This window comes from Candidatus Corynebacterium faecigallinarum (assembly GCF_052264515.1).
GTDB classification, from domain to species: Bacteria; Actinomycetota; Actinomycetes; order Mycobacteriales; family Mycobacteriaceae; genus Corynebacterium; species Corynebacterium faecigallinarum.
Window position 1 is genome coordinate 1 of the sequence record NZ_JBQQOC010000010.1, and the last position, 24,311, is coordinate 24,311.

Annotated in this window: 18 protein-coding genes; 13 read left to right on the forward strand and 5 right to left on the reverse strand. The window is 67.3% G+C overall.

The window, feature by feature from the left end; all coding sequences use genetic code 11:
• The first annotated feature begins 117 nt into the window (after positions 1-117).
• Positions 118-564, forward strand: a complete 447-nt coding sequence (locus tag ACTXPP_RS06865; RefSeq protein WP_301525376.1) for an acyltransferase family protein — start codon at positions 118-120, stop codon at positions 562-564.
• A gap of 905 nt (positions 565-1,469) precedes the next feature.
• On the opposite strand, the gene ACTXPP_RS06870 is transcribed toward ACTXPP_RS06865, so the two are convergent.
• Complete coding sequence (locus ACTXPP_RS06870; protein WP_301498369.1) at positions 1,470-3,059, reverse strand: VanW family protein; 1,590 nt, start codon at positions 3,057-3,059, stop codon at positions 1,470-1,472.
• A 238-nt stretch (positions 3,060-3,297) separates the two neighbouring features.
• A complete protein-coding gene (locus tag ACTXPP_RS06875; protein WP_443341460.1) occupies positions 3,298-4,611 on the reverse strand; it encodes a glycoside hydrolase family 3 N-terminal domain-containing protein in 1,314 nt (437 codons plus the stop codon).
• 84 nt (positions 4,612-4,695) lie between these two features.
• On the opposite strand from ACTXPP_RS06875, the gene ACTXPP_RS06880 reads away from it, so the two are divergent.
• The 3 genes from ACTXPP_RS06880 (at position 4,696) to ACTXPP_RS06890 (ending at position 9,239) form a co-directional block, all read left to right on the forward strand.
• Positions 4,696-5,292 carry a universal stress protein gene (locus ACTXPP_RS06880; protein ID WP_301496772.1) on the forward strand — a complete coding sequence of 199 codons (597 nt, stop codon included), beginning with the start codon at positions 4,696-4,698 and terminating at the stop codon, positions 5,290-5,292.
• A gap of 66 nt (positions 5,293-5,358) precedes the next feature.
• The gene (locus ACTXPP_RS06885) at positions 5,359-5,553 is read left to right on the forward strand and encodes a DUF2613 domain-containing protein (protein WP_301496773.1); all 195 of its coding nucleotides are present in this window, start codon (positions 5,359-5,361) and stop codon (positions 5,551-5,553) included.
• A gap of 20 nt (positions 5,554-5,573) precedes the next feature.
• Positions 5,574-9,239, forward strand: coding sequence for a DUF3367 domain-containing protein (locus tag ACTXPP_RS06890; protein WP_443341463.1), 3,666 nt, complete (start codon positions 5,574-5,576; stop codon positions 9,237-9,239).
• Here the strand turns inward: ACTXPP_RS06890 and ACTXPP_RS06895 are convergent.
• Complete coding sequence (locus ACTXPP_RS06895; RefSeq protein WP_301496775.1) at positions 9,236-10,414, reverse strand: acyltransferase family protein; 1,179 nt, start codon at positions 10,412-10,414, stop codon at positions 9,236-9,238. The two genes, ACTXPP_RS06890 and ACTXPP_RS06895, sit on opposite strands and share 4 nt — an antisense overlap.
• Before the next feature lie 188 nt (positions 10,415-10,602).
• On the opposite strand from ACTXPP_RS06895, the gene ACTXPP_RS06900 reads away from it, so the two are divergent.
• Complete coding sequence (locus ACTXPP_RS06900; RefSeq protein WP_301496776.1) at positions 10,603-11,877, forward strand: PorA family protein; 1,275 nt, start codon at positions 10,603-10,605, stop codon at positions 11,875-11,877.
• Between the two features lie 154 nt (positions 11,878-12,031).
• On the forward strand, positions 12,032-13,723 hold the full coding sequence (locus tag ACTXPP_RS06905) for an MmpA family trehalose lipid delivery protein (RefSeq protein ID WP_443341465.1): 1,692 nt from the start codon (positions 12,032-12,034) through the stop codon (positions 13,721-13,723).
• A gap of 10 nt (positions 13,724-13,733) precedes the next feature.
• On the opposite strand, the gene ACTXPP_RS06910 is transcribed toward ACTXPP_RS06905, so the two are convergent.
• The gene (locus tag ACTXPP_RS06910) at positions 13,734-14,300 is read right to left on the reverse strand and encodes a TetR/AcrR family transcriptional regulator (RefSeq protein WP_443341467.1); all 567 of its coding nucleotides are present in this window, start codon (positions 14,298-14,300) and stop codon (positions 13,734-13,736) included.
• Between the two features lie 49 nt (positions 14,301-14,349).
• Between ACTXPP_RS06910 and ACTXPP_RS06915 the strand changes: the two genes are divergently transcribed.
• Positions 14,350-14,811 carry a DoxX family protein gene (locus ACTXPP_RS06915; RefSeq protein WP_301524675.1) on the forward strand — a complete coding sequence of 154 codons (462 nt, stop codon included), beginning with the start codon at positions 14,350-14,352 and terminating at the stop codon, positions 14,809-14,811.
• Between the two features lie 57 nt (positions 14,812-14,868).
• Here the strand turns inward: ACTXPP_RS06915 and ACTXPP_RS06920 are convergent, their stop codons facing one another.
• The gene (locus tag ACTXPP_RS06920; RefSeq protein WP_301493943.1) at positions 14,869-16,005 is read right to left on the reverse strand and encodes a glycosyltransferase family 4 protein; all 1,137 of its coding nucleotides are present in this window, start codon (positions 16,003-16,005) and stop codon (positions 14,869-14,871) included.
• 275 nt (positions 16,006-16,280) lie between these two features.
• Here ACTXPP_RS06920 and ACTXPP_RS06925 point away from each other — a divergent pair, with 275 nt between their 5' ends.
• From ACTXPP_RS06925 to ACTXPP_RS06950, 6 genes are all read left to right on the forward strand, one after another.
• Complete coding sequence (locus tag ACTXPP_RS06925) at positions 16,281-17,138, forward strand: GDSL-type esterase/lipase family protein (protein WP_443341470.1); 858 nt, start codon at positions 16,281-16,283, stop codon at positions 17,136-17,138.
• 80 nt (positions 17,139-17,218) lie between these two features.
• On the forward strand, positions 17,219-19,045 hold the full coding sequence (locus ACTXPP_RS06930; protein ID WP_301493947.1) for a hypothetical protein: 1,827 nt from the start codon (positions 17,219-17,221) through the stop codon (positions 19,043-19,045).
• A gap of 145 nt (positions 19,046-19,190) precedes the next feature.
• Complete coding sequence (locus tag ACTXPP_RS06935; RefSeq protein WP_443341561.1) at positions 19,191-19,424, forward strand: hypothetical protein; 234 nt, start codon at positions 19,191-19,193, stop codon at positions 19,422-19,424.
• 95 nt (positions 19,425-19,519) lie between these two features.
• Entirely contained in the window at positions 19,520-20,308 is a 789-nt protein-coding gene (locus ACTXPP_RS06940) for a class I SAM-dependent methyltransferase (RefSeq protein WP_301493951.1), read from the forward strand.
• A gap of 258 nt (positions 20,309-20,566) precedes the next feature.
• On the forward strand, positions 20,567-21,793 hold the full coding sequence (locus ACTXPP_RS06945; protein ID WP_301493953.1) for an acetyl-CoA C-acetyltransferase: 1,227 nt from the start codon (positions 20,567-20,569) through the stop codon (positions 21,791-21,793).
• A gap of 11 nt (positions 21,794-21,804) precedes the next feature.
• Complete coding sequence (locus ACTXPP_RS06950) at positions 21,805-24,096, forward strand: 3-hydroxyacyl-CoA dehydrogenase NAD-binding domain-containing protein (RefSeq protein ID WP_301493955.1); 2,292 nt, start codon at positions 21,805-21,807, stop codon at positions 24,094-24,096.
• Positions 24,097-24,311 lie beyond the last annotated feature (215 nt).

A 24,311-nucleotide genomic window follows, 5' to 3' on the forward strand; every position in this document is an offset into this window, starting at 1 on the left:
GCCGTCTGGGACGTTTGACCCCGATCGAATTCGAGGCCATCATGACCAAGGACGTCGCCCTCGCGGCGTGACTAACAACTGTCACCTAAACGTGCAGCCGACCGCGTCTCGGTGGCCATGCTGGTCCTGGTCGGTGGAGCATTCGTGGTGTCGTTCGGTATCCTCATCGCCCTCAGCGGTGCGATCACGTCCCCGGCGTGGCTCCCGCTGACGGCGTTGGGCATGTCGACCGGGATCATCGCGTCGGCCCTGATCGCCCGCTACCTGCCGTGGCTGCGTCTCGACTGGTTCGGACGCCATACGTTACCGATCTACCTGCTCCACCTGCCGGTCATCGGCGTCCTGCTCACGCTCTGGCCGATGGACGATTCCGCCCCGATGCTCTCCCTCGGGCTGTCGACCGTGGTGACGATCGCCTTCACCGTGGCCGCGGTGGCCGGTGCCATTCTGCTGTGGGTGATACTGCGTCCGGTCCCGGGTCTGTTCATCGCCCCCTGGCGCGGTGAGGGCGCGAATACCCGGCCGTTGCCCGATGTCCCTGCAGTCAAGGTTCCCACCAGCTGACCGGACGGAGTTACTCACCCGGGCATGTGCTTCGAGGCTGTTACGAGACTGTCGAATGGGCCAGGGCCATATGGACCCGAGAGCGCCGAGGCACCCCCGAAGGTCGACCTGATGCAGTCCGAACGAATACTGGTTTTGCCTGGTGAAAACGTCATTCTTACTGGCACTGCCAGGACATAATTCCGACAGTATACCCTCCCATGGTACCCGATCGACCACCCCCGGTTCACCCACCACCCCATTGCAGGTGACCAGGTGACCTGCCTACCTTGCTGCCACGCCAGTGAGAAGCAGACGTTCCGACCCGGTTCTCTCCTCGAACTAGCGTGGCAGACCAGCGTCAATCCCGGTGTCTCTCAGCGTCTCTCACCGGAAGGCCTGCCACCATACCCTGGGGCGTCTGCCCTCACTGGCACATAACTCAACAGTGGCCCCTCGCCTTTCCTCGTCCGGCATTCCTGCACCCCTCAACGGACCATGGCACCCACCGCAGACGGCCGTACCTCACGGTCGCCGTCGGTCACACCGGCCGCTCCCCGCGACCGATGTCCCCGCCATGGAAACCCCGCCGGACTCTCTCTTTCTTGCCTCTCCTTATCCCTCATCACTCTCCAGTTTTGCTCTCCTTTTCCTCATCTCCTGCGAGGGGCGCGCCACGACCGAGTGACTCGAGCCCGTGACCAGACTCTCCATCTGGTCACGGGCTCGATGTCGTTGCGGAGAATTGCCTCGACGCGTCACTGCGGGCCCCTCCCTCCGACTGGTATCGCACCTGGTCGCGTGGTCAGTGTGGATGGTCGTCTGGTCAGTGTAGATGGCCAATAATCCGGGGTTTTCCGGCCGTTTACACTGACCGGACGACCACTTGCAGTGCCACTTCGCGCTCCCGGCACCCCCAGCGACCGCTAGTCCGAGCAGGTGATGATCGGCTGCGGGTCGTAGACCGTGGTCGTGGTCTCGCGGGAGACCACCCCGCCATCCAGGTCCTTGATCGTACGGGTGTCAGTGATGGTGAACCCTCGCCCACCGCTCGACGGCGAGCAGTCGTCGCCGGAGACCTCGCGGCGCTGCGGGTCGGTGTAGTTCGTCCGCGGACCCGAGTCAGACTCCACCTCCACGTGCTTGACCCCGCGCAGTCGGACGGTCACCTCGCTGGAGTCCGCCGAGGCCTCGATCAGCACCGGGGTGTCGTAGGTGTTCTTGAACTGCAGGTCGATCGCACCCTCGAAGACCGTCGCCTCACGACCGGCCGGGTACCGGTCGATGTAGTAGGAGTGCGGGGTGTGGGCGACGTCCTCCATACCGGCGAAGTAGGACGCGTTGTACAAGGTGGTGGCGAACTGGCTGATACCGCCACCGACGGCCCGGTCGGCCCGGCCGTCCTGGATGATGCCGGCGTCCACGAAGCCCTGGGCCTCGCCACGCGGGCCGGTGTGGCCGTTTAGGCTGAAGGTCTCGCCCGGCAGCACGATCGCCCCGTCCACCAGCTCGGCGGTCCGGCGGATATTGACCCCGGAGTCGGAGGCGAAGCCTCCGGAGGAGAAGGAACCGACAACGTCATCGAAGCTGGCGCGCTCGGCCATCTCGGTGGTGTAGGTGGCGTCCCTCTCGTCGTAGGCCACCTCATTGGTCCGCTCACCGGTCTCCATGAGCTTGTCCTCGATCGGGTCGAGGGTGTCCTCCCAGTTGATCAGCACACCGTCCTGGGAGGGGATGACCTTCAGGTCACGGCCGTCGGCCTCGAAGGAGGCGTTGCGGAACTCAACCTCGGTGGACCCCAGATGTTCGGAGAGGATCTCCTGGGCGGCCTCGGTGTTCCACTCCGGCTCCAGCGCACCGTCCTCCGGCTCGAAGGTGACGATCTTGCCCATGTCACCGGGGGTGATCACCCCGTCGGTGTCATCGCGTCCGGTGAAGACCACGTCACCGTCGGTCACCTTGTCGACGTACTCGGTGACCGCGGCATCGGCGGCGTCGCGCAGGACGTCCGCCTCGGTCACCTCCGCATCGATGCTCACCGAGCGGTCGGCGTTGAGCCAGTGGTCCTTGACCGCCACGCGCACCTCATCGGTGTCCACGGTCTGGCCCGGCACATCATCGCCGATGTCGGCGGCGCCCTGCTCGTCGATGGCCAGGGTGGCGTTCTCCGGGTCGCGGGTCAGATCCCCCTCCACCCGCTCGAGCGTGGTATCCAACTGTCCGTCGTCGAAGGTGCTGACGATGCCCACCTCGCGCTCCTGGAAGAAGCTCATCACCCGGGTGATCGGGTTCATCGGCTGCTGGCCTGCCTGCTCGATGGTGCCGGCCCAGTCGACGGCGAGCCCGGAGGTCATCGGGTCGATGCTGGTGGACATGTCACCGGCGGTGACTTCGACGGACTCCCGGGTGCCCGGGGCCAGTTCATTGCGTAGGCGCGCCTCGGCCTGGGAGTAGGACATGTCGCCGATGTCGACACCGCCGACGGTCACGCCGCGGGGCACATTGCCCTCGCTCATGATGATGTCGGTGGCGTAGAGCACGCCGCCGAGTCCGAGGACACCGATGAGCGTCCACAGCCACCACAGGCTGCGCTTGCGCCGGCCGGGTGCATCGGCCGTCGCGGTGTCGTCTGCCGGGGAGTTGCCCGGATCTTCTGTCCGGCCCCAGGTGTCATTGCTGGTCACGTGACACACCCTAGTGGTTCACCCCGCGCGGTGACACCCCGAGTCGGTGTTTCGGGGTCTCAGTGAGGCCTCAGTTCAGCGCGCACTGGCGGGCGGACGTCTCCTCCAGGCGTTCCCGGTCCAGGCTGCCCTCCTCCACCGCGGCGACGATGCCATCCACCGTGGCCTGTACATTTGCTGCGGTGGAGGTCAACGGCGCGTCCGATCCGGCGCGCACCGCGGCGACTACCGCATCCGGCCCGGAGTGCAGGTCTGTGATCGCGGCCATGCCGGTGAGATCGTCGGTGAAGATCACGCCGTCGAAACCGGGGCCACCGACGAGTCCGGTGCGCAGCATCTCGTAGACCGCGGGGTTCAGCGAGGCGGGGGTGGACGCTCCGGGCGCGTCCGGGGCGTCCAGCCCGGGGGTCTGCATGTGGCCGACCATCACCGCGATACCGGGGCCGTCGGTATCCCCCTCACCGTTCAGCAGGTCTGCGAAAGGCTGCAGGTCGGCGTCCATCTGGTCGATCGGCGGGGTGGTCACGGTGCCGTGGTGGGAGTCACCGGTGGCGTGGCCGTGGCCGGGGAAGTGCTTGATCACCGGGGTGACCCCTGCCTGCTGCAGTCCCTGGGCGGCCGCGGCAGCGTACTCGGTGACCACGGCCGGGTCATCGGAGAAGGACCGGTCGCCGATGGCGTTGTCGCTGATCTGCTCGCCGCCGGCCAGGTCGACGACCGGGGCGAAGTCCATGGTGATGCCCAGTTCGGCCATCTTGCGGCCGTGCTCGGCGAAGAGGTCGATGACCTGGCCGGGTTCCATCGTCTCGGCGAGCTGTCGGGCCGAGGGCACCTCACCGATCACCCCGGCCAGCCGCTGGACCTGCCCGCCCTCCTCGTCGACGGATACGGCGAGTTCGGCGCCATCCCCATTGTCACCATTGACACCATTGGTCTCGTTGGCGGCACGTGCACGGTCCTTCAGGGCACTGATGCTGCGCTCCGGGTCACCCTGGCCGTCGAGGATGGACAGGTCGGTGCCGGAGCCGACGAAGATGTGGCGCACCCCGGCATCCACGGCCGCCGCTGCATCGTCGAAGCCGGTGACGCCGACGGCCAGGGCCGAGCCGGCAAGCTGGGCCAGGTCCTCCGGCACCGCGCAGGACGCCGCGGTGTCGGGGGTATCGGTGGTGGGCGCACTGCTGGCGGACCCGGTGGCGGCCGGGGCGGTGCCCGACGCTGTGGCGGCCGGGGTCGAGTCGTCCGAATCGTCTTGCGTTGAACCGCAGGCGGTCAACGCACCGGCGACGACGACCCCGGCCAGGGCCACACCGGCCAGGTACGCGACACAGGATCCACGGACAGGTGTGGTTGCGGTGGCAGAACGGGGACGGGCGGGACGCACTGGCGGGCACCTTTCCGTGCGGGGGCGAAATGCGGGGCCGGGAGTTGGCCACGTGGGAACCCCGACCGTACTACGCTCGGGGGCATGGGTAGCGAATCAACCAGCAACCAGCCCGACACCACCGCTGACGCCACGGGCGCCTCTCTGGGTTCCTTCGACGGGGACACCGTCCTCATCGCCTACGACGGTTCGGAGGAGGCCAACGGCGCGATCGACTACGCCGGACGCTTCCTGTCGGCGAAGAATGCCTACATCCTCACCGTGTGGGAGCCGATCCACCGGCAGGCCGCCCGCACCGCCGGAATGAGCGGCATGATGCAGCACGACTGGTCGAGCCTCGGCGACGACACTGAAGACCCCGCCTACACCGATGCCGTGGAGATCTGCCGCGAGGGCGTCGCCCTGGCCGAGAGCCACGGCTTCGTCACCGAGCCCTTCCTCGTGGAATCTGCCACCGCAGTATGGAGCGCGATCGTGGACGCCTCCCGTGAGTTGGACGTCTCGATCATCGTCGCCGGCTCACGGGCATTGAGCGGGTGGCGTTCCCTGCTGCAGTCCAGCGTCTCGGACAGCCTGATCAAGCATTCCGGGTGTCCGGTCCTGATCGTCCCGCCGGTGGATGAGAATGACGAGGACGGGGCCGACACCACCGAATCGGCGGAAAACTCCCCCACACCGTAGATCACCGGGTAGTATCACCACAGAATCAAACCGACATCATCCGATGACCGACGACGGGATCGAACTTTGCCTACCGAGACTGACTCACAGCCGCGCCGCACCCTGGGCCCCGCCATCGCCTCTGCCGTAGTCGGCGTGGTACTCGGTGGTATCGGAGCTTTCGCCGCCGGATCGGTCGCCGACTCGACCGACCTGCCGAGCAACAACATCTCGGTCGATGACGCGGTGATGGGCTCCATCCAGTACGGCGAGCGCCGCTGAAACATGACTGAAGACCGTTAGTGGCACCAACCCTCTCCCGCCGCGGATGGGGTGCCGCGGCACTGTGTTGGTTGGTCCTCGCCCTGGTACAGGGCCCTGGACTGACCGTCGCAGACACCAAGCACGACCTCACCGCCAATCCCTGGGGGTTCCTCCAGCAGGCACTGTCGCCGTGGACGGACGTCTTCCCCCTCGGCCAACTGCAGAACCAGGCCTACGGGTATCTCTTCCCGCACGGCCTGTTCTTTGCTGTGCTGGAACCCCTGCCGGACTGGCTGGTCCAGCGCCTGTGGTGGGCGCTGCTGCTGTTCCTGGCATTCGCCGGGGTGGTGAAGCTCCTGGAGGCATCCAGGGTGGGTTCGCGTGGCTCCCGGATCGTCGCAGCGGTGCTGTTCGCGCTGAGTCCGCGGATCCTGACCACCCTCGGGGCGATCTCCTCGGAGGCGTGGACCATCGCCCTGGTGCCGTGGGTGATGCTGCCGGTGGTGCGTGTCCTGCAGTTGCCGGGGCGTCCCTCCGCCAGACGACTGGCGGTCGCCGCCTTGGGCTCGGCGGTCGCGGTGCTGTGCCTGGGGGCGGTCAATGCGGTCGCCACGCTCGCCGCGGTGGTGCCGGCGGTGCTGTGGTGGCTGGCCCAGGGGGTCTTCGCCACCGGGCAGGACGCCCGACTGCGACGTCGCACCGCCTGGCGATTCGCCGCCTGGTGGGTGCCCGGCGGGGTGCTGGCCTGCTTCTGGTGGATCGGCCCGCTGCTGATCCTGGGGCGGTACTCTCCCCCGTTCACCGACTACATCGAATCCGCCGGGATCACCTCCTACTGGTTCGGCCTCGGCGAGGTGCTGCGCGGGACGACGAGTTGGACGGCGTTCCTGTCCTCGGAACGTCAGGCCGGGTACGCCCTGGCCACCGAGGCCGTCTTCATGGCGGCGACACTGGTCGTCGCGCTCGCCGGGCTGGCCGGGTTGGCCGGTGCGCGACTGGGGGCACGGCGGGGCACTGACGGTGCCCGTCGCGTCCTGCCACCCTTCGCCGGTACCTGGCTGCTCATGCTGGGTGTCGGCGTGGCGATCTTCGGGCTGGCCGGAGCACCGTTCTCCCCGGTGGCCGAATCGGTGCAGTCGTTCCTGGACGGCGCTGGTGCCCCGCTGCGTAACCTGCACAAGTTCGATGCCCTGATCCACCTGCCGATGGTCGTCGGCGTCGCCCACCTGCTGGGTGGGGTGTCGGTGCCGTCCCCGTTCACCCGCGAGGGGCTGCGGGATACCTGGGCCCACCCGGAGAAGAATCCGGCGGTGGTCACCTCACTGGTGACGATCATCGTTGCAGGTGTGGCGACCGCCCCGGCGTGGACCGGACGGTTGGTGCCGGAGGATGGTTTCCGGTCCGTCCCGTCCTACTGGCAGGACGCCGCGGACTGGCTCAACGACGAGGAGAACGGGGCCGCCGACACCCGCACGATGATCCTCCCCGAGGCCCGTTTCGCCCGTCAGACCTGGGGGAATACCCGCGATGAACCGGCCCAGGCACTGCTGGACGTGCCGTGGGTGGTCCGTGACGCGGTGCCGCTGGTGCCGCCGGAGGCGATCCGGTCCCTCGACGGAATAACCCGCGAGTTCTCCCCGGTCAACGCCCAGGGCCGCAATCCTGCCCTGGCTGATGCACTGCTGCAGCAGGGTGTGGGGATGGTGCTGGTGCGCACCGACCTGACCCAGGTGGCCGACACTCCCGGTGCCCGGGGTGTGTTGACCACCTTGACGGACTCTGCGGCGGCGGAAGGCTTCACCGAGGTGGCGTCCTTCGGCGACGATGACGTGCGCATCTTCCGCGTCGATGGCAGTGGGGACGGCAGCGCGACCGGACCTCGTGTCGTCGACGAGGACGATCTGGAGGTCACCGCCGGTGGCGCGGAAGTACTGCCACGCCTCGCCGCCGCCGATGCTGCGGCCGAGCGGACACCGCGCGACCGGATCCTGACGCAGGACGTCCCGTCCGATGCGAACTCGGGCAGCGGCGACGATCCGGTGACCGTGACCGACACCCCCGCACTGCGGGAGCACAACTACGGCACCGTGACCGGTGCGTCCTCGGACATCCTCGCCGCCGATGATGAGCGCTGGACCCGCAACCCGGTGCGCGACTACCCCGCCGGCGTCCACGAGGACGACATGACCCAGGTCCGGGAGACCGGCGGGCGGATCACCGCGAGTTCCTCGGCATCCGATCCGACGTCGCTGGGCGGGGCCGATGCGTCCTCCGGCATCTCGGCGGCGGTCGACGGGGTCGGTGAGACCGCGTGGCGGCCCGGGACCGGCTCGCCGATCAACCAGTGGCTCAGCGTCGAGCTGGACCAGCCGCGCTCGCAGATGTCACTGACCGCGCAGGCGTCCGGCGGGCCGCTGCGCGTGCAGGCGACCACCTACCTGGGCGAGGAGACGGTGGCATCGACGACGATGGTGATCCCCGGCTACCGGGAGGACAGTTCCCGGCTGCTGCTGCCGCAGGGCCAGGCAGACCGGGTGGAGCTACGAATCCTCGGCGCGTGGGGCAGCGCCGGGATCAGCCAGGCGCAGTTGACCGAGGTCGACACGGGTGAGGACGTGACCCCGCGCCGCGACATCGTGGTGCCCTCCCCCGGTGGGGTCCACCAGGCCCCGGGCAGGTGGGTGCTGGGTCAGGAGATCAACGAGTTCGAGCTGCGTCGGGTCATCACCGTGGCCGAGGACACCGAGGTGACGGTGAACAGTGACCGCTGCGCCGCCGGTGCGGGCACCGTGAGCCTGATCGACGGAGAGTCAGTGAGCTGTGGACAGCGCGTGACGTTGAGCGCCGGGGAGCATGAGGTTCGCAGCCGCGATCGGTGGATCTCGTTGACCACGCCGGAGTACGCGGCGGCGGCTGAGGCAGAAGCCGCTGATGCTGACGGCGACCGGGTGATCCTCACCGCCACCACGGTCAATGAGGGCCGCCAGGCGAGTGTCGACGGCACCGAACTGGAGTCCGTGACCGTCAACGGGTGGCAGCAGGGCTGGCGGGTGCCCGCCGACTCCGGGGTTGCCGCCCTGTCGGACGAGGAACTCCTCGAGTCGCTCGAGGTGGAATTCACCGCCACCGACACCTACCAGCGGTGGCTCGCCGCCGGACTGGCGGGTGCGTTGGCCCTGCTGCTGGCTTTCGCCGTCGCCCTGGTCGGGCTGCGCCGTGGCGGTGGCGGACGCCCTGATGATCCGGTTGACGCGTGCGATCCGGACGACCCGGCTGATCTGGTGGCACCGGACGCGACCGGTGCCGAGACCGTGGTGACCCCGACGAAGACAGGTGCCGTCGGCCGGGTACTCGGCGGTGCTGTCACCCTCGCCCTCGCGGCAGGGATCGCCGGACTCCCCGGTGCGGTGACTGCCCTGGTCACTGTCGGTGTCCTGGTCGGTGCCCCGGCCTTGCGACGGGCACTGGAGAAGAAGTCCACGTCGTCCCCGTTGCCGCTGCATGCCCTGTGGCGGGTGACCGAGCCGGTCAGCCTGGCGATGCTGCTGGGCGGACTGGGGAGCATCCTGATGGTGCGCGGACCGTGGGGCTCCGGGAACTACGGCAACTACGCCGGGGACAGCTGGGCCCCCGAGCTGCTGTTCATCGGTTGTCTCACCGCCGTGGCCTACGCTGTAGTGGTTCGGCGACGTGACGGGGACTAACCCCGGTCCCGCAACCTGCCGCTCCACCAGCGGTTGACCGCCCGGCGCGCCGGGTCCTCCACCAGCGCGTAACTGATCGCAGCCACCGGGATGGTCACCGCCACCGTCACCACGAAGACCAGCGCCATCGTCCACAGCGAGCCGTCGAACAGTCCCACCCCCAACAGCGGGAAGGCCAGCGACAGGATCGCCATATGCCAGAGGAAGATCGAGTAGGACCAGCGTCCCAGCGCCTGCATCACCACCGACTCCATCACCCTTGAGACCGGCTGCACCGCATAGGGCACGATCAGGGCTGCGGCGAAGACCAGTCCGAAGAGGTTCCGTCGGGCGAACTCGCCGTCACCGGCGGTGACCAGGCCCTCCGGGCCGTCCACCGCGGCAGCCCACACCGCGGCGGCGGCGACGATCACCCAGATCCACCGGCGGCCCGCCCAGCGGCGCAGTCCGGCGACCGTCGCATCGTCCGGGCGTTGTCGCAGCCGCTCGGTCATCCACCCCTCCAGTTCCGCGGCGAGCAACCCCACCCCGAACCAGGACACGAACGCCCACGGCATGATGTGAGCGTTGATCTCCCCGCCCGACCAGGCGACGAACGGCCACACGTAGCTCAACGAGCCGACGGCGACGATGGTGAGCACCCGGGTGCGCCGGCGACGGCGTCCGACCGCCAGAGCCAGCAGCGGCATCGCCAGGTAGAAGAACATCTCCACGCACAGTGACCACAGGTGCGTCAGACCACCCACCAGGCCATTCGGCACGAAGTTCTGGAACAGGAACAGGTTGCCGAGCACCGGCAGTGCCCCCGGTGGACCGTTCGGTTCCGAGGCGACGGGGAACGCCACCAGGACCACCACGACCAACACCCAGTAGGCCGGCATGATGCGTCCGATGCGTTTGACGTAGTAGGTCGACCACGAGCGCACCCCGGTGTCGGCGGAGTGCCGTCGCCACAGCAGGAACCCGGACAGGGCGAAGAACACCGGGACGAAGAAGTCCAGGCGAGCCATCATCTGGTTGATCAGCGGGCCGGTGTCCCGGGCGACCTGGAAGGCGACGTGGGCGACGATGATCCCGAGCGCCGCAACTGCACGCAATCCCTCCAGGGCAGGCAGAAACGCCGGCGGCGTGGCAGTGTCCGCCGGGACGCGTCGGGGGGTCGCAGGTGCAGTCATGTTCGATCAGGCTACCGTGGCACCACACCTGCGTGTCGGCGATCCACGGTGAATGATCATCACCGGTTGGAGGAGCAGATGAATTAATGTGCGCGTTTTGCCCCATAACCCTTGTTTCCCACGCTAAAGTAGCCGCATATTCACCTCCGAATGTCCCCGAATGACTCAAGACAGGACTCAGGCCCATCATGAAGAAGGTGCTCTCTCACGTCGCCATCGTCCTTGGCGCGGCGTTGCTGGTCATCGCACTGGCGTTGCCGATGTACGTTGTCCCCAAGGGCAAGGTGATCCCGAAGGACATCGAATCCGCCACGGTCACCAAGGTCGTGCCAGGAACGCTGGTCAATTCCGGCGCCCTGGCCGAAGATGAACCTGTGCAAGGAAAGGGGAGCCTCCCGGAGTGCCGCGGCGAGAACAAGGTCGTGAGCTGTTTCATCATGGAGGACACCGACCTGCAGTCGCAGCGTTTCGTGATGGCACAGGAGCCGTCCGACGATGACGTGGTGACCCTGGAGGCCGGCGGTACCGTCTACCGCGCCGATGCACCCGAGCCGGAGAACCTGATCTCCGCAGAGATCGACCGGGTCACTCTGGACCGCGAGACCGCTTTCCCCATCGATGAGCCGACCTCGACCCTGAACATCACCTCCCCGGCTGCCGACGGCGGCAACATCAACGAGGACGTCCCGGAGTTCACCCGTGAGGGTCTGCAGTTCCAGTTCCCCTTCGACACCGAGAAGAAGGCCTACCCCTACTTCGACCACCGTCTGATGGAGACCAACGACATCGACTTCGTGGAAGAGGAGAAGATGGGCGGCGAGACGATCTACCGTTTCGAGCAGCAGATCGGTCCGACGGCGATGCACCCCAACGTCAAGGCCATGCTGGAGAGCGACGGTGAACTCAGCGCAGCCGACGAGGCGGCCCTGGGCTCGCTGAAGCTGGCCTTCCCGGCAGCGAAGTGGGGTCTGACCCCGGACGAGGTCGACGGCTGGGATCCCGACGAGGACGACGCCCGCGGCAACGAGGACGAAGACTCAGACGCCGAGGGCGACGCGGAGGGTGAGGACGCCGAGGCATCCGCCGACCTGGGCCCCGAGGTCGAGATGGACCGTTACTACACGGTGAACCGTGTGCTGCGTGTGCAGCCGGACACCGGCGTGATCGTCCACGGTGCCGAGGAAGTCTGGATGTACTACGCCCGTGACGACGAGGAAGCCGCGGAGATCTACGAGGACGACAACCGGGAGGCCGAGCTAGCCAACCCGACCCGCACCGCGATCTACTACCCGGGTGAGTTCAACGACGAGACTCACGAGAACCAAATGACCCGCGCCAAGGACGGCCTGAGCACCCTGACGACCATGGGCACCATCGTCCCCTGGGGCGCTGGCATCATCGGTCTGATCCTGCTTGTGATCGGGTTCATCCTCAACCGGTCCGCCGGTAAGCACCGCAGCTAACCGAGTTCCACTACTTTCAACCCCGCAGGCCGGACACTCCGGTCGGGCGGGGTTGTCTGTGTCCGGGCCCAGCTGTCCGGGCCGTCCCGTAACGTTTGAGTCGACCGCCCCGTCCTGTCACGCCGTCCGCCCCACGACCACCGAGAGAGGTGCCATGCCAGCCACCGGCCACCGCAGTCGCCTACGACGCGTCCTGCTGCACCTGTGGTGCCTCGCGTTGACCGGTGCGGTGTTCTGGCCCTTCCTCGTCACGGTCGGCCGTACCGGCGACACCAGCGCGCTGCTGCTGCGGGATATGTCGGTACCACCGACGATGGCACTCAACGACCTGGCGACCGGACAGGACGGGCTGCCGCGCGCCCTGCCGCAGGACGCCGTCCTCGCCTGGCTGTCCCCGGTCATTCCGCCACCACTGCTGGTCGCGGTGCTCATGCTCGTCTGCGGCTATGTCGGTGCACTCGGCGCGGCGGGGCTGGCGGGCTGGGCAGGTCAGACAGGACGCACCGAACAGCCCCGACGCACCGGCCCGGTCGCCTTCCTCGCCGCCGCGCTGACGCTGTGGAACCCTTTCGTCGCAGAGCGTCTGCTGCAGGGGCACTGGTCGGTGGTCGCCGCCGGTGTACTCCTGCCGACACTGGCCCTGCTGATTGTCCGGGCCACGACCAGGTCGCTGCTGCTGGCACTGCCGGTACTGGTGGTGTGTGCGCTGACCCCGACCGGTCTGATCCTGGGGATGGTGACATCCCTGGTGGTCTGCACCGTCAGCACGCCCGGCCGACGGTGGATCCGGGCGCTGCTGACTGCGGTGGTCGGGGCGGTACTCGCCCTGCCGTGGCTGATTCCCGCGCTGGTGAACGCCGGTGCGTCCGCGTCATTGTCGGACGCCGCGGGTGCCGAGCTTTTCGCCGCGCGGTCCGAGCCCTGGGTCGGGACATTGGGCGCGCTGGCTGGCCTGGGCGGGATCTGGAATGCCGATGCCGTCCCGGCGTCCCGCGATGCTCTCGCCCCGGTGAGCACATTGGCCGGGGTGGTACTGGCGATGGTCGCTGTGGCGGTGGCGTGCGCAGTGGCGGCCGCTGCCGCCAAGGTGCGGAAGGCTGCGTCCGACACCCTGGTCTCCGAACACCCGCCTCTCCGCTGGGCACCACTGGCCTGGCTCGCCCTGGCCGCGGTGCTGGTTCCGGCCCTGATGGCCACTGGGCCGGGACTGGCGGTGACCGGCTGGCTGATCGAGAACGTCCCCGGGGCAGGGCTGGTCCGCGACACCCAGAAGTTCGTGGTGCTGGCGGTACCGGGACTGATCGCGGTGCTCGCCCAGGTGCCTACGGTGGTCGGAGGGTTCACGGGCCGGACGTGGGTTCCGCAGGTCAGCGTCCTGTCTTTGCTGGTCCTGGTGTGGGTGAGTGTGCCTGCCCTGCCCCGTGATGTCGGCGATGTCGCCACGGTGTCGATGGACTCGACGTACCGCACCGTCGTCGAGCAGGTCGATCAGTGGGCGCAGGGGCCGGGCAATGAGGTCCATCCACGAACTCTGCTGTGGCCTCCGGGGAACTACCGGATGGTGGCCGACCGGCCGGTGCTTGACCCACTGCTGAAGATGCTGCCGGGCGCCCCGGTGGATCCCGGCTACCTCATCGTCGACGGGCAGCTGGTCGATGGTGACGTGGACACGGTGCGACTGATGGGTGAGCTGGCCAATGGCGAGGACACGCTGGCGGACAACGATGTCGATCTGGTCGTGGTGCAGGACGTGCCCACTGACGCGGACGCAGAGGCCCACGACGTCCTGGAACGGCATGAACTGCTCTGGGCGGACGACGGCTGGTCCCTCCACGCCGTCCGGTGATTCAGTCTGGCTACTGCTCACTGCCGGACGGGGTGAAGAGCTGATGTGCCGCCGCAAGCACGGCGGGTTCAAGGTCCGCGTCCCCGAAAGCTCCGGACAGCCAGAGTGACGACAGTCCGTGCACCAGCGCCCACGCTGCCCGGCGGGCATCCCCGATATCCACTGTCACACGGTGGTCGGGAACGGTGTCCAGTCCCGCGTCCAGTTGAGCCGCAGCATTTTCGCGTGCGGCGATGAGGTCCTCAGTGGAATCAATGAGATCTGGGCGGAACATCACGGCGTAGTGACCGGGATGACTGACAGCGAAACGGACGTAGGCCAGGGCGGTGCGGTCGAAACGGGCGGCGGAGACTGACTCTGCCAGCGTCTCAGCGAGCAACGTGAACCCCTCCACCGACAGGGCCGTGAACAGGCCTCGACGGTCTCCGTAGTGATGGGCCGGAGCTGCGTGGGAGACATCGGCTCTCCGGGCGATGTCACGCAGCGACAGTGCATCCGGTCCGCGTTCAGCGATGAGCTGGGCAGCGATGTGCATGATGTCGCCGCGGAGGTTCTCCCGGTGGTACGGCTTTGCCATGGCTCGGGCTTATCCAGCGATCTTTTCATTGACAAGATTGGAGATTCTCATGGCCCCGTTCATTGTCTTCACCGTGACGACACTGGCCGCGCTCCTGAGTGGAACCGCTGGCCTCACCTATGCCGAGGGCCTTCCTCAGGCACTGGCCATCGGCCTTGCGGCGATGCCCGCACTGACGTCCGGCGCACATTTTCACCCCACGCGTCGCCAGGGGCTGATCGCCATCGTCCCTCCCCGCCTCCCCTTTCCCGACCACCTCGTGACCCTCACCGGCATCCTGGAGATCCTTGCCGCGGTAGGCCTTCTGGTTCCCCCGACTTTCCTCGACTGGGCCCGACCGTCCGCCAGTTTCTGCCTGGCACTGCTGCTCATCATCATGTTCCCGGCCAATGTCTTCGCCGCGACAGAGAAGCGGGGAAAAGACTCCCCCGACACTCCACTACTCCCACGGACGCTGCTCCAGGTCCTCTTCGTGAGCGCCGCACTCATCGTGGGCATCGCCAGTCTGTGACCGAGGGGCGAGACGCGCCCCGCAATCTCCGCGGGGCCCTCGCTCCCCGCGGGAGCCTCAACGGTCCTCGCCCAACTCCACCAGCAGTTTCTCCCACGCCGCGCCGGTGCGTCCCCACGAGAACGTCCGGGCGCGGCGACGCGCGTTCTCCCCCAGCTCAGCCATCCGGTCCGGGTCATCCAGCAACTGCTGCAGTGCATTGATGAGTCCACCCTCGGACCCGACCAGCACGCCGGTCGACCCGTCGATCACGCTGTCCCGCAAGCCTGCGGAGGTGTGGTAGCCCAGCGTCGGCACACCGTGCAGGCCCGCCTCGATCACCACCAGTCCCCAACCCTCCTTCCGACTCGGCAGGATGTTCAGGTCCGCCCGGGCCAGCAGCAGATGCTTCACTTGCTCGGAGACGTGCCCGTGGAAGATCACGTTGCCGGCGATACCCAGCTCGTCGGCATGACGCCGCAGATTGTCTGCCCACCAGCCATCCCCGATGACATCCAGGTAGGTGTCCGGGTGTCCGGGCAGGACGGCGGCGAGCGCATCCATCGCATGCTCGATCTGCTTGTGCGGCACCAACCGAGAAAGGGTGACCAGGTGGGTGCGTCCGGTGGACTCCGGTGACGTGTCGCCCAGTTCGTCCGGAACGTCCACGCCGTTGCGGATCACCCGGATCCGGTCGCGGTCGACCCCGAGTTCGACCAGTTCCTCCGCACTCGGCCCCGAGACCGTGACATACGGGTGCTTCCGGTGCAGCCACGGTGACAGCCGCGACTCGATGAACCACCCGACCCGGGACAGTACCGGACCGGCCACCGGCCACTGTTCCCGGTGACAGTGGTGGGTCAGCAGGACCGAGGGGACGCCGCCACGCCAGCCTCCGAACACCGCAGCGAAGAACGGCACCCCGTTCTGGGTGTCGACGATGACGTCCGGACGCTCCCCTGCCCTCGAGGCGAACACTCTGCTGCGCAGCATGTGCCACCAGGCCCGCGGGTAGACGGTGAGGTTTCCGCCGCCACGGACGTAGTTCACCCCGTTCCGTTCCTCGCGGCGCGCCGAGCCGGGGTACCAGGCCGTGCGGTAGGTGACCTGGTGGCCGCGACGCGCCAGGTGCTCGGCCACGCGCTCGAGGTAGACCTCGCTGCCGCCGCCTTCGGGGTGGCCGGAATCGCGCCAGCACAGCAGAAGAACTTTCATGACACCGCCAAGGTTACCGTGCGGTCAACCACCGCCGTGCAGGTTCGGTGAACCGCAACCAGCCTGTCCTTCAACTCGCCCGACTATGTTTTACCCCCTCACGTCGGCCCCCGCAGTTCACCTTCAGTGCACATCAGCAGTAACTTATCTCCGGTCGGTTGCCTTCTGAGGAATCATCACCGACACACCAGGTCATCTGCATTTCTCCACGGGGGCGCCGACATGCACGGACCCGGTCACGGCATCGCTCTGACAGGACACCCCAGGAGAACAGCGTGCGCACCCGAAACCACGTGAAGAAGACCCTTGCCATTATCACTTCTGCAATCGGCGTCCTCAGTATGGCGCTGGTGGCAGCACCCACTGCTACCGCAGCGCCCAACGGGAACATCGTCGCCATCGGCGACTCATTCACCGCCAACCCGGACCAGTTCCGCAATGCCGTCCGCGACATCCCGGGGAGCGTCGACGGGTACCCGAGGAAGGGCGGCCGCCTCCAGTCTCCCGACAACTGGCCCCGTCAGATGGCCTCACGTCACAAGCTGTCCGTGACGGACTGGTCGTGTGCAATTCTCACGTCAGGGGGCATGCTTCCCCGCATCGACCGTGCGATTACCGCCGGTGACCTCCACGCGGGGACCCGAAGCGTCGTCCTGGCCGTGGGAAAGAACAACTACAGCCCGTTCACCGCCCCGACTGATGACAGCCTCCTCAATCCGGCCGCGGTGCGCACCAGCCACCTGGCCGATGTCCGTGCAGCAGCCAGGAAGATCCGCTCCGTCGCACCGAACACGAAGATCATCATCCCGGGCGCACTGCCGATGGTTGACCGCACGACGATGATGTTCTGCGCGGTCAACGTCGTACCCAACGTCCCGGCCGGGCTGCCGGTGCCGGTACTCCGGGACGTGGAGAACTGGAACCGCAGCAACCAGAAGGAAGCCGCACGTCAGATCGGCGGCCACTACGTCGAGATGATCGACGGGGCACGGGGACACGACACCTGCGCATCGGATCGTGACCGCTCTGTCTCGGGCATCATCGACACCACGACGCCGCGGTACAACATGGCCTTCCACCCGTCCTACGCCGGTTCGCGGTACATCGTCTCTCAGCTGGTCAGCGTGGTCTAGAAGCCGAATGTCGAACCTGCGTTCTATCAGGTTCGCATTCTGAAATTTCGTGTCCGAGGCGGCCGATAGCATCCCGGAACATGAACACCACACAGATCTGCGCCGCTGCTACTGCCGCCGCCACCCACGTCACCCATGTCACCACCGCTGCCGAGGTCCGGGAACTCGCCGACCGGCTGAACAATCCCGCGGGCATGGCACCGTCCCTGGTCGTCACCACTGACCAGCGCACCTCGCAGGTCCACCTGGACATGGCGGAACTGTGCCGACGTGTGGATGATGACGTGCACGTGCATGTCCTGGAGACGGGGTCACTGACATGGGAGTTCTCTGATTCCATGCCGCCGGAGACATCGGTGTGGGGTGGGGCAGCACGGATCTACCCGGCACATGACCTGACGTGGATTCAGAACTGCTACGCCGGCGACCTGCTGTTCGCCAACATCCGGCCGGACAATGCCACCGCCATGGCCCGGATCATCGCCGAGCGGGTGAACACCCTCGCAGAGAACGCCCGCAACATTGAGGCGCTGACCTCGCTGGCGGCACAGGCAGAGGTTCCGGCGGAGATGATCGCCCCGCAGCCGTTCCGTGGGACGTTCTCCGGGGCAACCTCGGTGTCGGTGGGCCGGATCACCTCGCCGGACGCACCGCGTCTGGGCATGCTGCAGGTCGACCTGGATGTGCTGCTCCCCGGGATGCCGGTGTCGATCGGCAGCGTCTTCACTGTCGACGACGTGGTCAGTGGTCGTTTCGACGCCTCCGGCACGGTCATCGGGGTGGACGGACTGCGCACGGTCGAGCAGATGGCGGCGGACCTGGTACCGCATCACGTCTACCCGGCTGTCGTGACCGAGATCGTGTGCAAGAGCCAGGTGAAGGTACATGTCGTGCCCGGTGTGGTCTCCACACTGACGCAGAGCGGGATCGACGCGTCTGCCACGGTCGGTGACGTTGTCCCGGTGCAGGTGCAGTCCGTCGGCGAGCGTGACGGAAAGGTCCGGATCGTGGTCGGCCCGGCCCCTGAGAACGTCATGAACGACTCCGGGATGAACTGCGGGGTCAATGATGCCCCGGCACTGCGCACCGGTGGCCCGGTGTGGGCGTCGATGCCCGCTTCTCCTGACGATGCTGACGATGCCGCCGCCGACGCAGGCATGGCCGTGGACGAGGACGCTACTGTCAGCATTCCGGAGGGATCCGTCGCCGAACTGAAGGGCCTGCGGACACGGGTGCCGCAGCTGCGAGAGCGGGTGCGGCAGCAGGATAGCGAGATTGGGCAGCTGCGTGCCGACCTGGCCACCAGCTCCCAGGAGATCACCTTCGCCTGGGACGAGAATGACCGGCTGAAGGACGAGAACGACCAGTTGCGCGCACGGTTGACGGCAGCTGGCCTGCCACTGCCGGACGGAGTGACCTCCGGCGATGCGCGGACCGCCGCGCGCACGAAGAAGACCGTGACTCGGACGGTGTACACCGAACGCCCGCTGATCGGCACCGAGTTCGACACGTTGGACGATCAGCTCCGGGCAGAGGTCCAGGTGAACTGGATGCATCAGGTGGATGCGGCGGACAAACACGACCACAAGCTTAACTTCGACTTCGGTACGGAGTTCCTCGCCTCGGTCGATAAGACGGTCAATGACCAGGAGGCGGCTCGACAGAAGCTTCCACTGGTGATGGCCTGGATCGCCTGCGGGATGCCGGAGCGCACCAGCCGGCACCACGCCTACCGGGAGAACGAGGGCGGTGGATCACCGCAGCTCGTCCGCACTGACGGTGCGAAGGCTTTCCGTGTCGACCTGGAATCGAAGACCGCAGCCGCGCGTCGACTGCACTACTGGCGACTGCCGGACGGCTCCGTGGAGTTCGCCCGGGTGGGCTTCCACGACGAGCCGGGCTTCTGATCACCAGAGACGGGCAGAGCGCGTGATTCCTCAGTCGGACCCGACACTTTCGGGCCGTCAAGATAACATTGACGAACAGCAGTACGTCAAGATAAGGTTTACGCTTACCTTCGATAAGGACTGAGAGAAAGTGACCACCAGCCACCTGAACGATGCCGTTGGACTTGGCGACCTCGACCCGTCAACGAATCCAGCGCGGGATGCCACCAACTTCCGGCGCATCATCGCAGCACGCAAGCAGGTCGACACCGCCAAGCAAGAACTTCAAGAAGCGGTCAACGCCGCACGCGCCAGCGGTGACTCATGGACCGTCATCGGTGCTGCACTGGACATCAGCAAGCAGGCGGCCTATCAGCGATTCGGAAAACGTCAGGCTTAACGACAGGGCCATCAGCGTCACCGACGGGGGCACCAGGTGGACCATCGGGAAGGATCCACCCACGCCACGGGTGGGGAACGTGCGATCATCGACACATGCCCGCGTCCCCCCTCCCCACCCTGCGGCGCCGCGCCACGCTGCGCCGCTCCCTCGGCCTGCTCACCGACTTCCGCTTCGAGCAGACCGACCCGGACAGGTTCTACGGGCACCTCGCCGAGGACACCGTCGGGCTGCTGTCCGACATCTGGGCCGACGCCGGTGACACCCCGTCGCTCAAAGGCACCCGCATCCTCGACGTCGGGGGAGGTCCCGGCTATTTCGGACGCGCCTTCGCCGCCGGCGGAGTCGCACCCGGCGACTACGTGACCTGCGAGCCGGACGTCGGCGAGATGGCCGCAGCCGGGATCACCCTGGCGTCCTCCGTCCGCGGCTCCGGCCTTGACCTCCCCTTCGCCGACGACGTCTTCGACCTCACCTACTCCTCCAACGTCGCCGAGCACGTCAACGATCCGTGGCGCATGGCCGCGGAGATGCTCCGCGTCACCCGCCCCGGCGGCCTGATGGTCTACTCCTACACCTGCTGGCTCGGCCCCTTCGGCGGCCACGAAACCGGCCTGTGGGAGCACTACGTCGGAGGGGAGTTCGCCGCCCGACGCTACGAGAAGAAGCACGGCCACCCACCGAAGAACCGCTGGGGCGAATCCCTGTTCAACGTCTCCTGCGCCGACGGGCTGCACTACGCCGCCCGCACCGACGGGCAGGACGCCGACCTCGTCGCCGCGTTCCCCCGGTACCACCCGCAGTGGGCGTGGTGGATGGTCAACGTCCCCGGCTTCCGCGAGGTCGCTGTCTCCAACCTGGTGCTCGTCCTGCGCAAGCGGTGACAGCCAGCGGCGGCGACCAGCGAGGACGGGGTGCCGCACGCCCGCAGCACGCCACCCCCGAACGCGCACTGGTTACACTGGGCAACACTCTCCTACCACCCGATTCAGCGCAGTTCAGAACACCAATCCCCCGCTCCCCGGCGCAACACCACCACTGCGTCCGCAGCGGCAATGACACATCCCAATGCATCTACAGATATAGTGATCGGCGACACATGTAGCACCCCGATGTCGTCTCATCGACAAGTGAGGAACGTCATGACGAACACCAGCATCCCCGAGGCCTTCATCTACGAGGCCCTACGAACCCCGCGTGGCAAGGGCAAGCCCGGCGGCAGCCTCCACACCGTGAAGCCGGTGGACCTGCTCTCCGGTCTGATCACCGAGACCCTCGAGCGCAACCCCGAGCTCGACCCTGCCGCCATCGAGGACATCATCACCGGTGTCGTCACCCCCCTCGGTGACCAGGGCATGGACATCGCCCGCACCGCCGCGCTTAACGCCGGCCTGCCGTACTCCGCCACCGGCGTGCAGCTCAACCGCTACTGCGCCTCCGGCCTGACCGCCCTGAACATCGGCGCCATGAAGGTCCGCTCCGGCTTCGAGGACCTCGTCCTCGCCGGTGGTGTGGAGTCCATGTCGCGTGTCCCGATGGGCTCCGACGGCGGTGCCCTGGCCATGGACCCGGAGACCTCCTTCTACAACGACTTCGTCCCGCAGGGCGTCTCGGCTGACCTCATCGCCACCCTCGACGGTCTCACCCGCGAGCAGTTGGACGCCTACGCCGCCCGTTCCCACGAACGTGCCGCCACCGCCTGGGAAGAGGGCCGCTTCGGCGACGCCGTCGTCCCGGTCAAGGACCGCAACGGCGTGACCGTGCTCGACAGCGATGAGACGATCCGCCCCGGCACCACCGTCGAGAAGCTCGCCGGCCTGCGTCCCGCCTTCGCCGCCGTCGGCGAGCAGGGTGGCTTCGACGCCGTCGCACAGACCAAGTACCCGCAGGTCGAACAGATCAACCACCTGCACCACGGCGGCAACTCCTCCGGCATCGTCGACGGCGCATCCCTGCTGCTGATCGGCAACGAGGCCGCCGGCGCCAAGAACGGACTGACCCCGCGCGCCCGCGTCGTCGCCGCAGCCACCACCGGTGTCGAGCCGACGATCATGCTGACCGCCCCGGCTCCCGCCGCCCGCGCGGCCCTGGCCAAGGCCGGTCTGACGCCTGAGGACATCGACGTCTGGGAGATCAACGAGGCTTTCTCCTCCGTCGTGCTGCGCGCACAGCGCGAGCTGAACATCCCCGACGAGAAGCTCAACATCAACGGCGGTGCGATCGCCATGGGCCACCCGCTGGGTGCCACCGGTGCGATGATCACCGGCACCGCTGTCGAAGAGCTGCACCGTTCGGGCGGACGCTACGCCCTGATCACCCTCTGTGTCGCCGCCGGTATGGGCGTCGCCACCATCATCGAGCGCGTCTAAGGAGAGACACCATGACTGAGAACATCATTGCCTGGGAGTCCGACGACAACGGCGTGGTCACCCTGACCATCGACGACCCGAACTCCCCGGTCAACACCATGAACGACGCCTTCCGGGCGTCCATCCACGAGACCGCCGGCAAGCTGAAGGACGGTGTCGAGGCCGGCGACGTCACCGGCGTCGTCATCACCTCTGCCAAGAAGACCTTCTTCGCCGGCGGCGACATCAAGTCCATGATCAAGGCCACCCCGGCCGATGCCGAAGCCATCAGGGACCAGATCGACGGCATGAAGGCCGACATGCGCACCATCGAGACCCTGGGCGTTCCGGTGGTCTCCGCGCTCAACGGCGCCGCCCTCGGCGGTGGCCTGGAGATCGCCCTGGCGACCCACCACCGCATCGCCTCCGACGCCAAGGGCGCCAAGTTCGGCCTGCCCGAGGTCACCCTGGGCCTGCTGCCCGGCGGTGGCGGAGTCACCCGTGTCACCCGCATGCTCGGCATCCAGGACGCCCTGATGAAGGTCCTGACCACCGGTAAGCAGTTCAGCACCGAGGCCGCCAAGGACGCCGGCCTGATCGACGAGATCGTCCCGGCCGACCAGTTGGTCGATGCTGCGAAGGCCTGGATCGCAACCAAGCCGGAGCCGTCCCAGCCGTGGGACCGCAAGGGCTTCAAGATCCCCGGCGGCACCCCCACCACCCCGGCACTGGCCGCCATGCTGCCCAGCTTCCCGGCCAACGTCACCAAGCAGGTCAAGGGTGCCCCGATGCCCGCGCCGCAGGCCATCCTTGCGGCTGCTGTCGAAGGTGCGCAGCTCAAGCGCTTCGAGGACGCCACCGCCGTGGAGACCCGCTGGTTCGTCTCCCTGGTCACCGGCCCGACCTCGACCAACATGATGCAGGCGTTCTTCTTCGACCTGAACCACTGCAACGGTGGCGGCTCCCGCCCGGTCCAGGAGGACGGCACCCCGTTCCCGAAGACCCAGTTCAAGAAGATCGGCGTCATCGGCGCCGGCATGATGGGTGCGGGCATCGCCTACGTCGCCGCCAAGTCCGGCATCGAGGTCGTCCTGAAGGACATCTCCGAGGAGAACGCCGCCAAGGGCAAGGCCTACTCCGAGGGCCTGGAGGCCAAGGCGCTGAAGCGCGGCCGCACCACCGAGGAGAAGTCCGCCGAGCTGCTGGGCCGCATCACGCCCACCGCAGACTACGCCGACCTGGCCGACGTCGAGCTGGTTGTCGAGGCCGTCTTCGAGAACACCGAGCTGAAGCACAAGGTCTTCGCCGAGATCCAGGCTGCTGTCCCGGAGACCGCCGTACTGGGCTCCAACACCTCCACCCTTCCGATCACCGGCCTGGCCGAGGGCGTGGACCGCAAGGGCGACTTCATCGGCCTGCACTTCTTCTCCCCGGTGGACAAGATGCCGCTGATCGAGATCATCTCCGGTGACGAGACCAGCCCGGAGACCCTGGCCAAGGGCCTGGACTTCGCCCGCCAGATCCGCAAGACCCCGATCGTGGTCAACGACTCCCGCGGCTTCTACACCTCGCGTGTCATCGGCACCGTCCTCAACGAGGCGATGCGCATGCTGGTCGAGGGCGTCGACCCGGCCGTCATCGAGTCCGCCGGTCGCCAGGCCGGTTACCCGGCTCCGCAGCTGCAGCTGCAGGACGAGCTGAACCTGAAGCTGGCCCGCAAGATCGGTTCCGAGAACGCTGCCGCCGCCGAGGCCGCTGGCGTGACCATCGACGACGGTGGCGTCAACGCCCTGGTCGACCTGTTCCTCGACGACCTGGACCGCCCCGGCAAGCTGGAGGGCAAGGGCTTCTACGAGTACGACGAGAACGGCAAGCGCACCGGCCTGTGGTCCGGTCTGCGCGGTGAGGTCCGCGAGAAGCTGGGCATCACCCCGGTCGTCGTGCCGGACGGCGAGGCCACCACCTCCGGTTCCGACCTGAACTCCATCGTCTCCGCCGGTGTCGAGGGCCCGAGCCTGAACGACCTGATCGAGCGCATGCTGTTCATCGAGGCCCTGGAGACCCAGAAGTGTGTCGACGAGGGCGTGCTGACCTCGGATGCGGACGCCAACATCGGCTCCATCCTGGGTATCGGTTACCCGGCCTGGACCGGCGGTACCCGCCAGTTCATCACCAACTACGCCCGTCCGGCCGCAGCCCAGCTGCCGGCTGATGCCGGTCAGGACTACCCGACCGCCGGTGTCGAGGGCTTCGTGGCCCGCGCCGAGGAGCTCGCCGCCGTGTACGGTGAGCGCTTCGCCCCGGTCGCGTCCCTGAAGGGCTAATACCGGGAGCCGGCACTGACGGGGCGGTCTGACGGGCCGCCCCAGACGGTGGTTACCGAGCCCACAACGGCGGACTATCGCACCTTCGCAATTCCCACCAACCGATACCTGCAAGTCAGCAGGTTACAGCTGGTAGGGAAGATCGCGCACAGGTGCGATAGTCCGCCGCTTTCTCGTGTGCGGCGCTTCCGTAGAGCAGAAAACAACCACTTTCG

What these genes read in the sequence shown, in the direction of transcription:
- ACTXPP_RS06920 (WP_301493943.1), bottom strand. Translation starts at nt 16,005, where the DNA reads ATGAAAGTTCTTCTGCTGTGCTGGCGCGATTCCGGCCACCCCGAAGGC.
- ACTXPP_RS06930 (WP_301493947.1), top strand. Translation starts at nt 17,219, where the DNA reads ATGAACACCACACAGATCTGCGCCGCTGCTACTGCCGCCGCCACCCAC.
- ACTXPP_RS06895 (WP_301496775.1), bottom strand. Translation starts at nt 10,414, where the DNA reads ATGACTGCACCTGCGACCCCCCGACGCGTCCCGGCGGACACTGCCACG.
- ACTXPP_RS06915 (WP_301524675.1), top strand. Translation starts at nt 14,350, where the DNA reads ATGGCCCCGTTCATTGTCTTCACCGTGACGACACTGGCCGCGCTCCTG.
- ACTXPP_RS06870 (WP_301498369.1), bottom strand. Translation starts at nt 3,059, where the DNA reads ATGAGCGAGGGCAATGTGCCCCGCGGCGTGACCGTCGGCGGTGTCGAC.
- ACTXPP_RS06880 (WP_301496772.1), top strand. Translation starts at nt 4,696, where the DNA reads ATGGGTAGCGAATCAACCAGCAACCAGCCCGACACCACCGCTGACGCC.
- ACTXPP_RS06900 (WP_301496776.1), top strand. Translation starts at nt 10,603, where the DNA reads ATGAAGAAGGTGCTCTCTCACGTCGCCATCGTCCTTGGCGCGGCGTTG.
- ACTXPP_RS06905 (WP_443341465.1), top strand. Translation starts at nt 12,032, where the DNA reads ATGCCAGCCACCGGCCACCGCAGTCGCCTACGACGCGTCCTGCTGCAC.
- ACTXPP_RS06910 (WP_443341467.1), bottom strand. Translation starts at nt 14,300, where the DNA reads ATGGCAAAGCCGTACCACCGGGAGAACCTCCGCGGCGACATCATGCAC.
- ACTXPP_RS06865 (WP_301525376.1), top strand. Translation starts at nt 118, where the DNA reads ATGCTGGTCCTGGTCGGTGGAGCATTCGTGGTGTCGTTCGGTATCCTC.
- ACTXPP_RS06945 (WP_301493953.1), top strand. Translation starts at nt 20,567, where the DNA reads ATGACGAACACCAGCATCCCCGAGGCCTTCATCTACGAGGCCCTACGA.
- ACTXPP_RS06950 (WP_301493955.1), top strand. Translation starts at nt 21,805, where the DNA reads ATGACTGAGAACATCATTGCCTGGGAGTCCGACGACAACGGCGTGGTC.
- ACTXPP_RS06940 (WP_301493951.1), top strand. Translation starts at nt 19,520, where the DNA reads ATGCCCGCGTCCCCCCTCCCCACCCTGCGGCGCCGCGCCACGCTGCGC.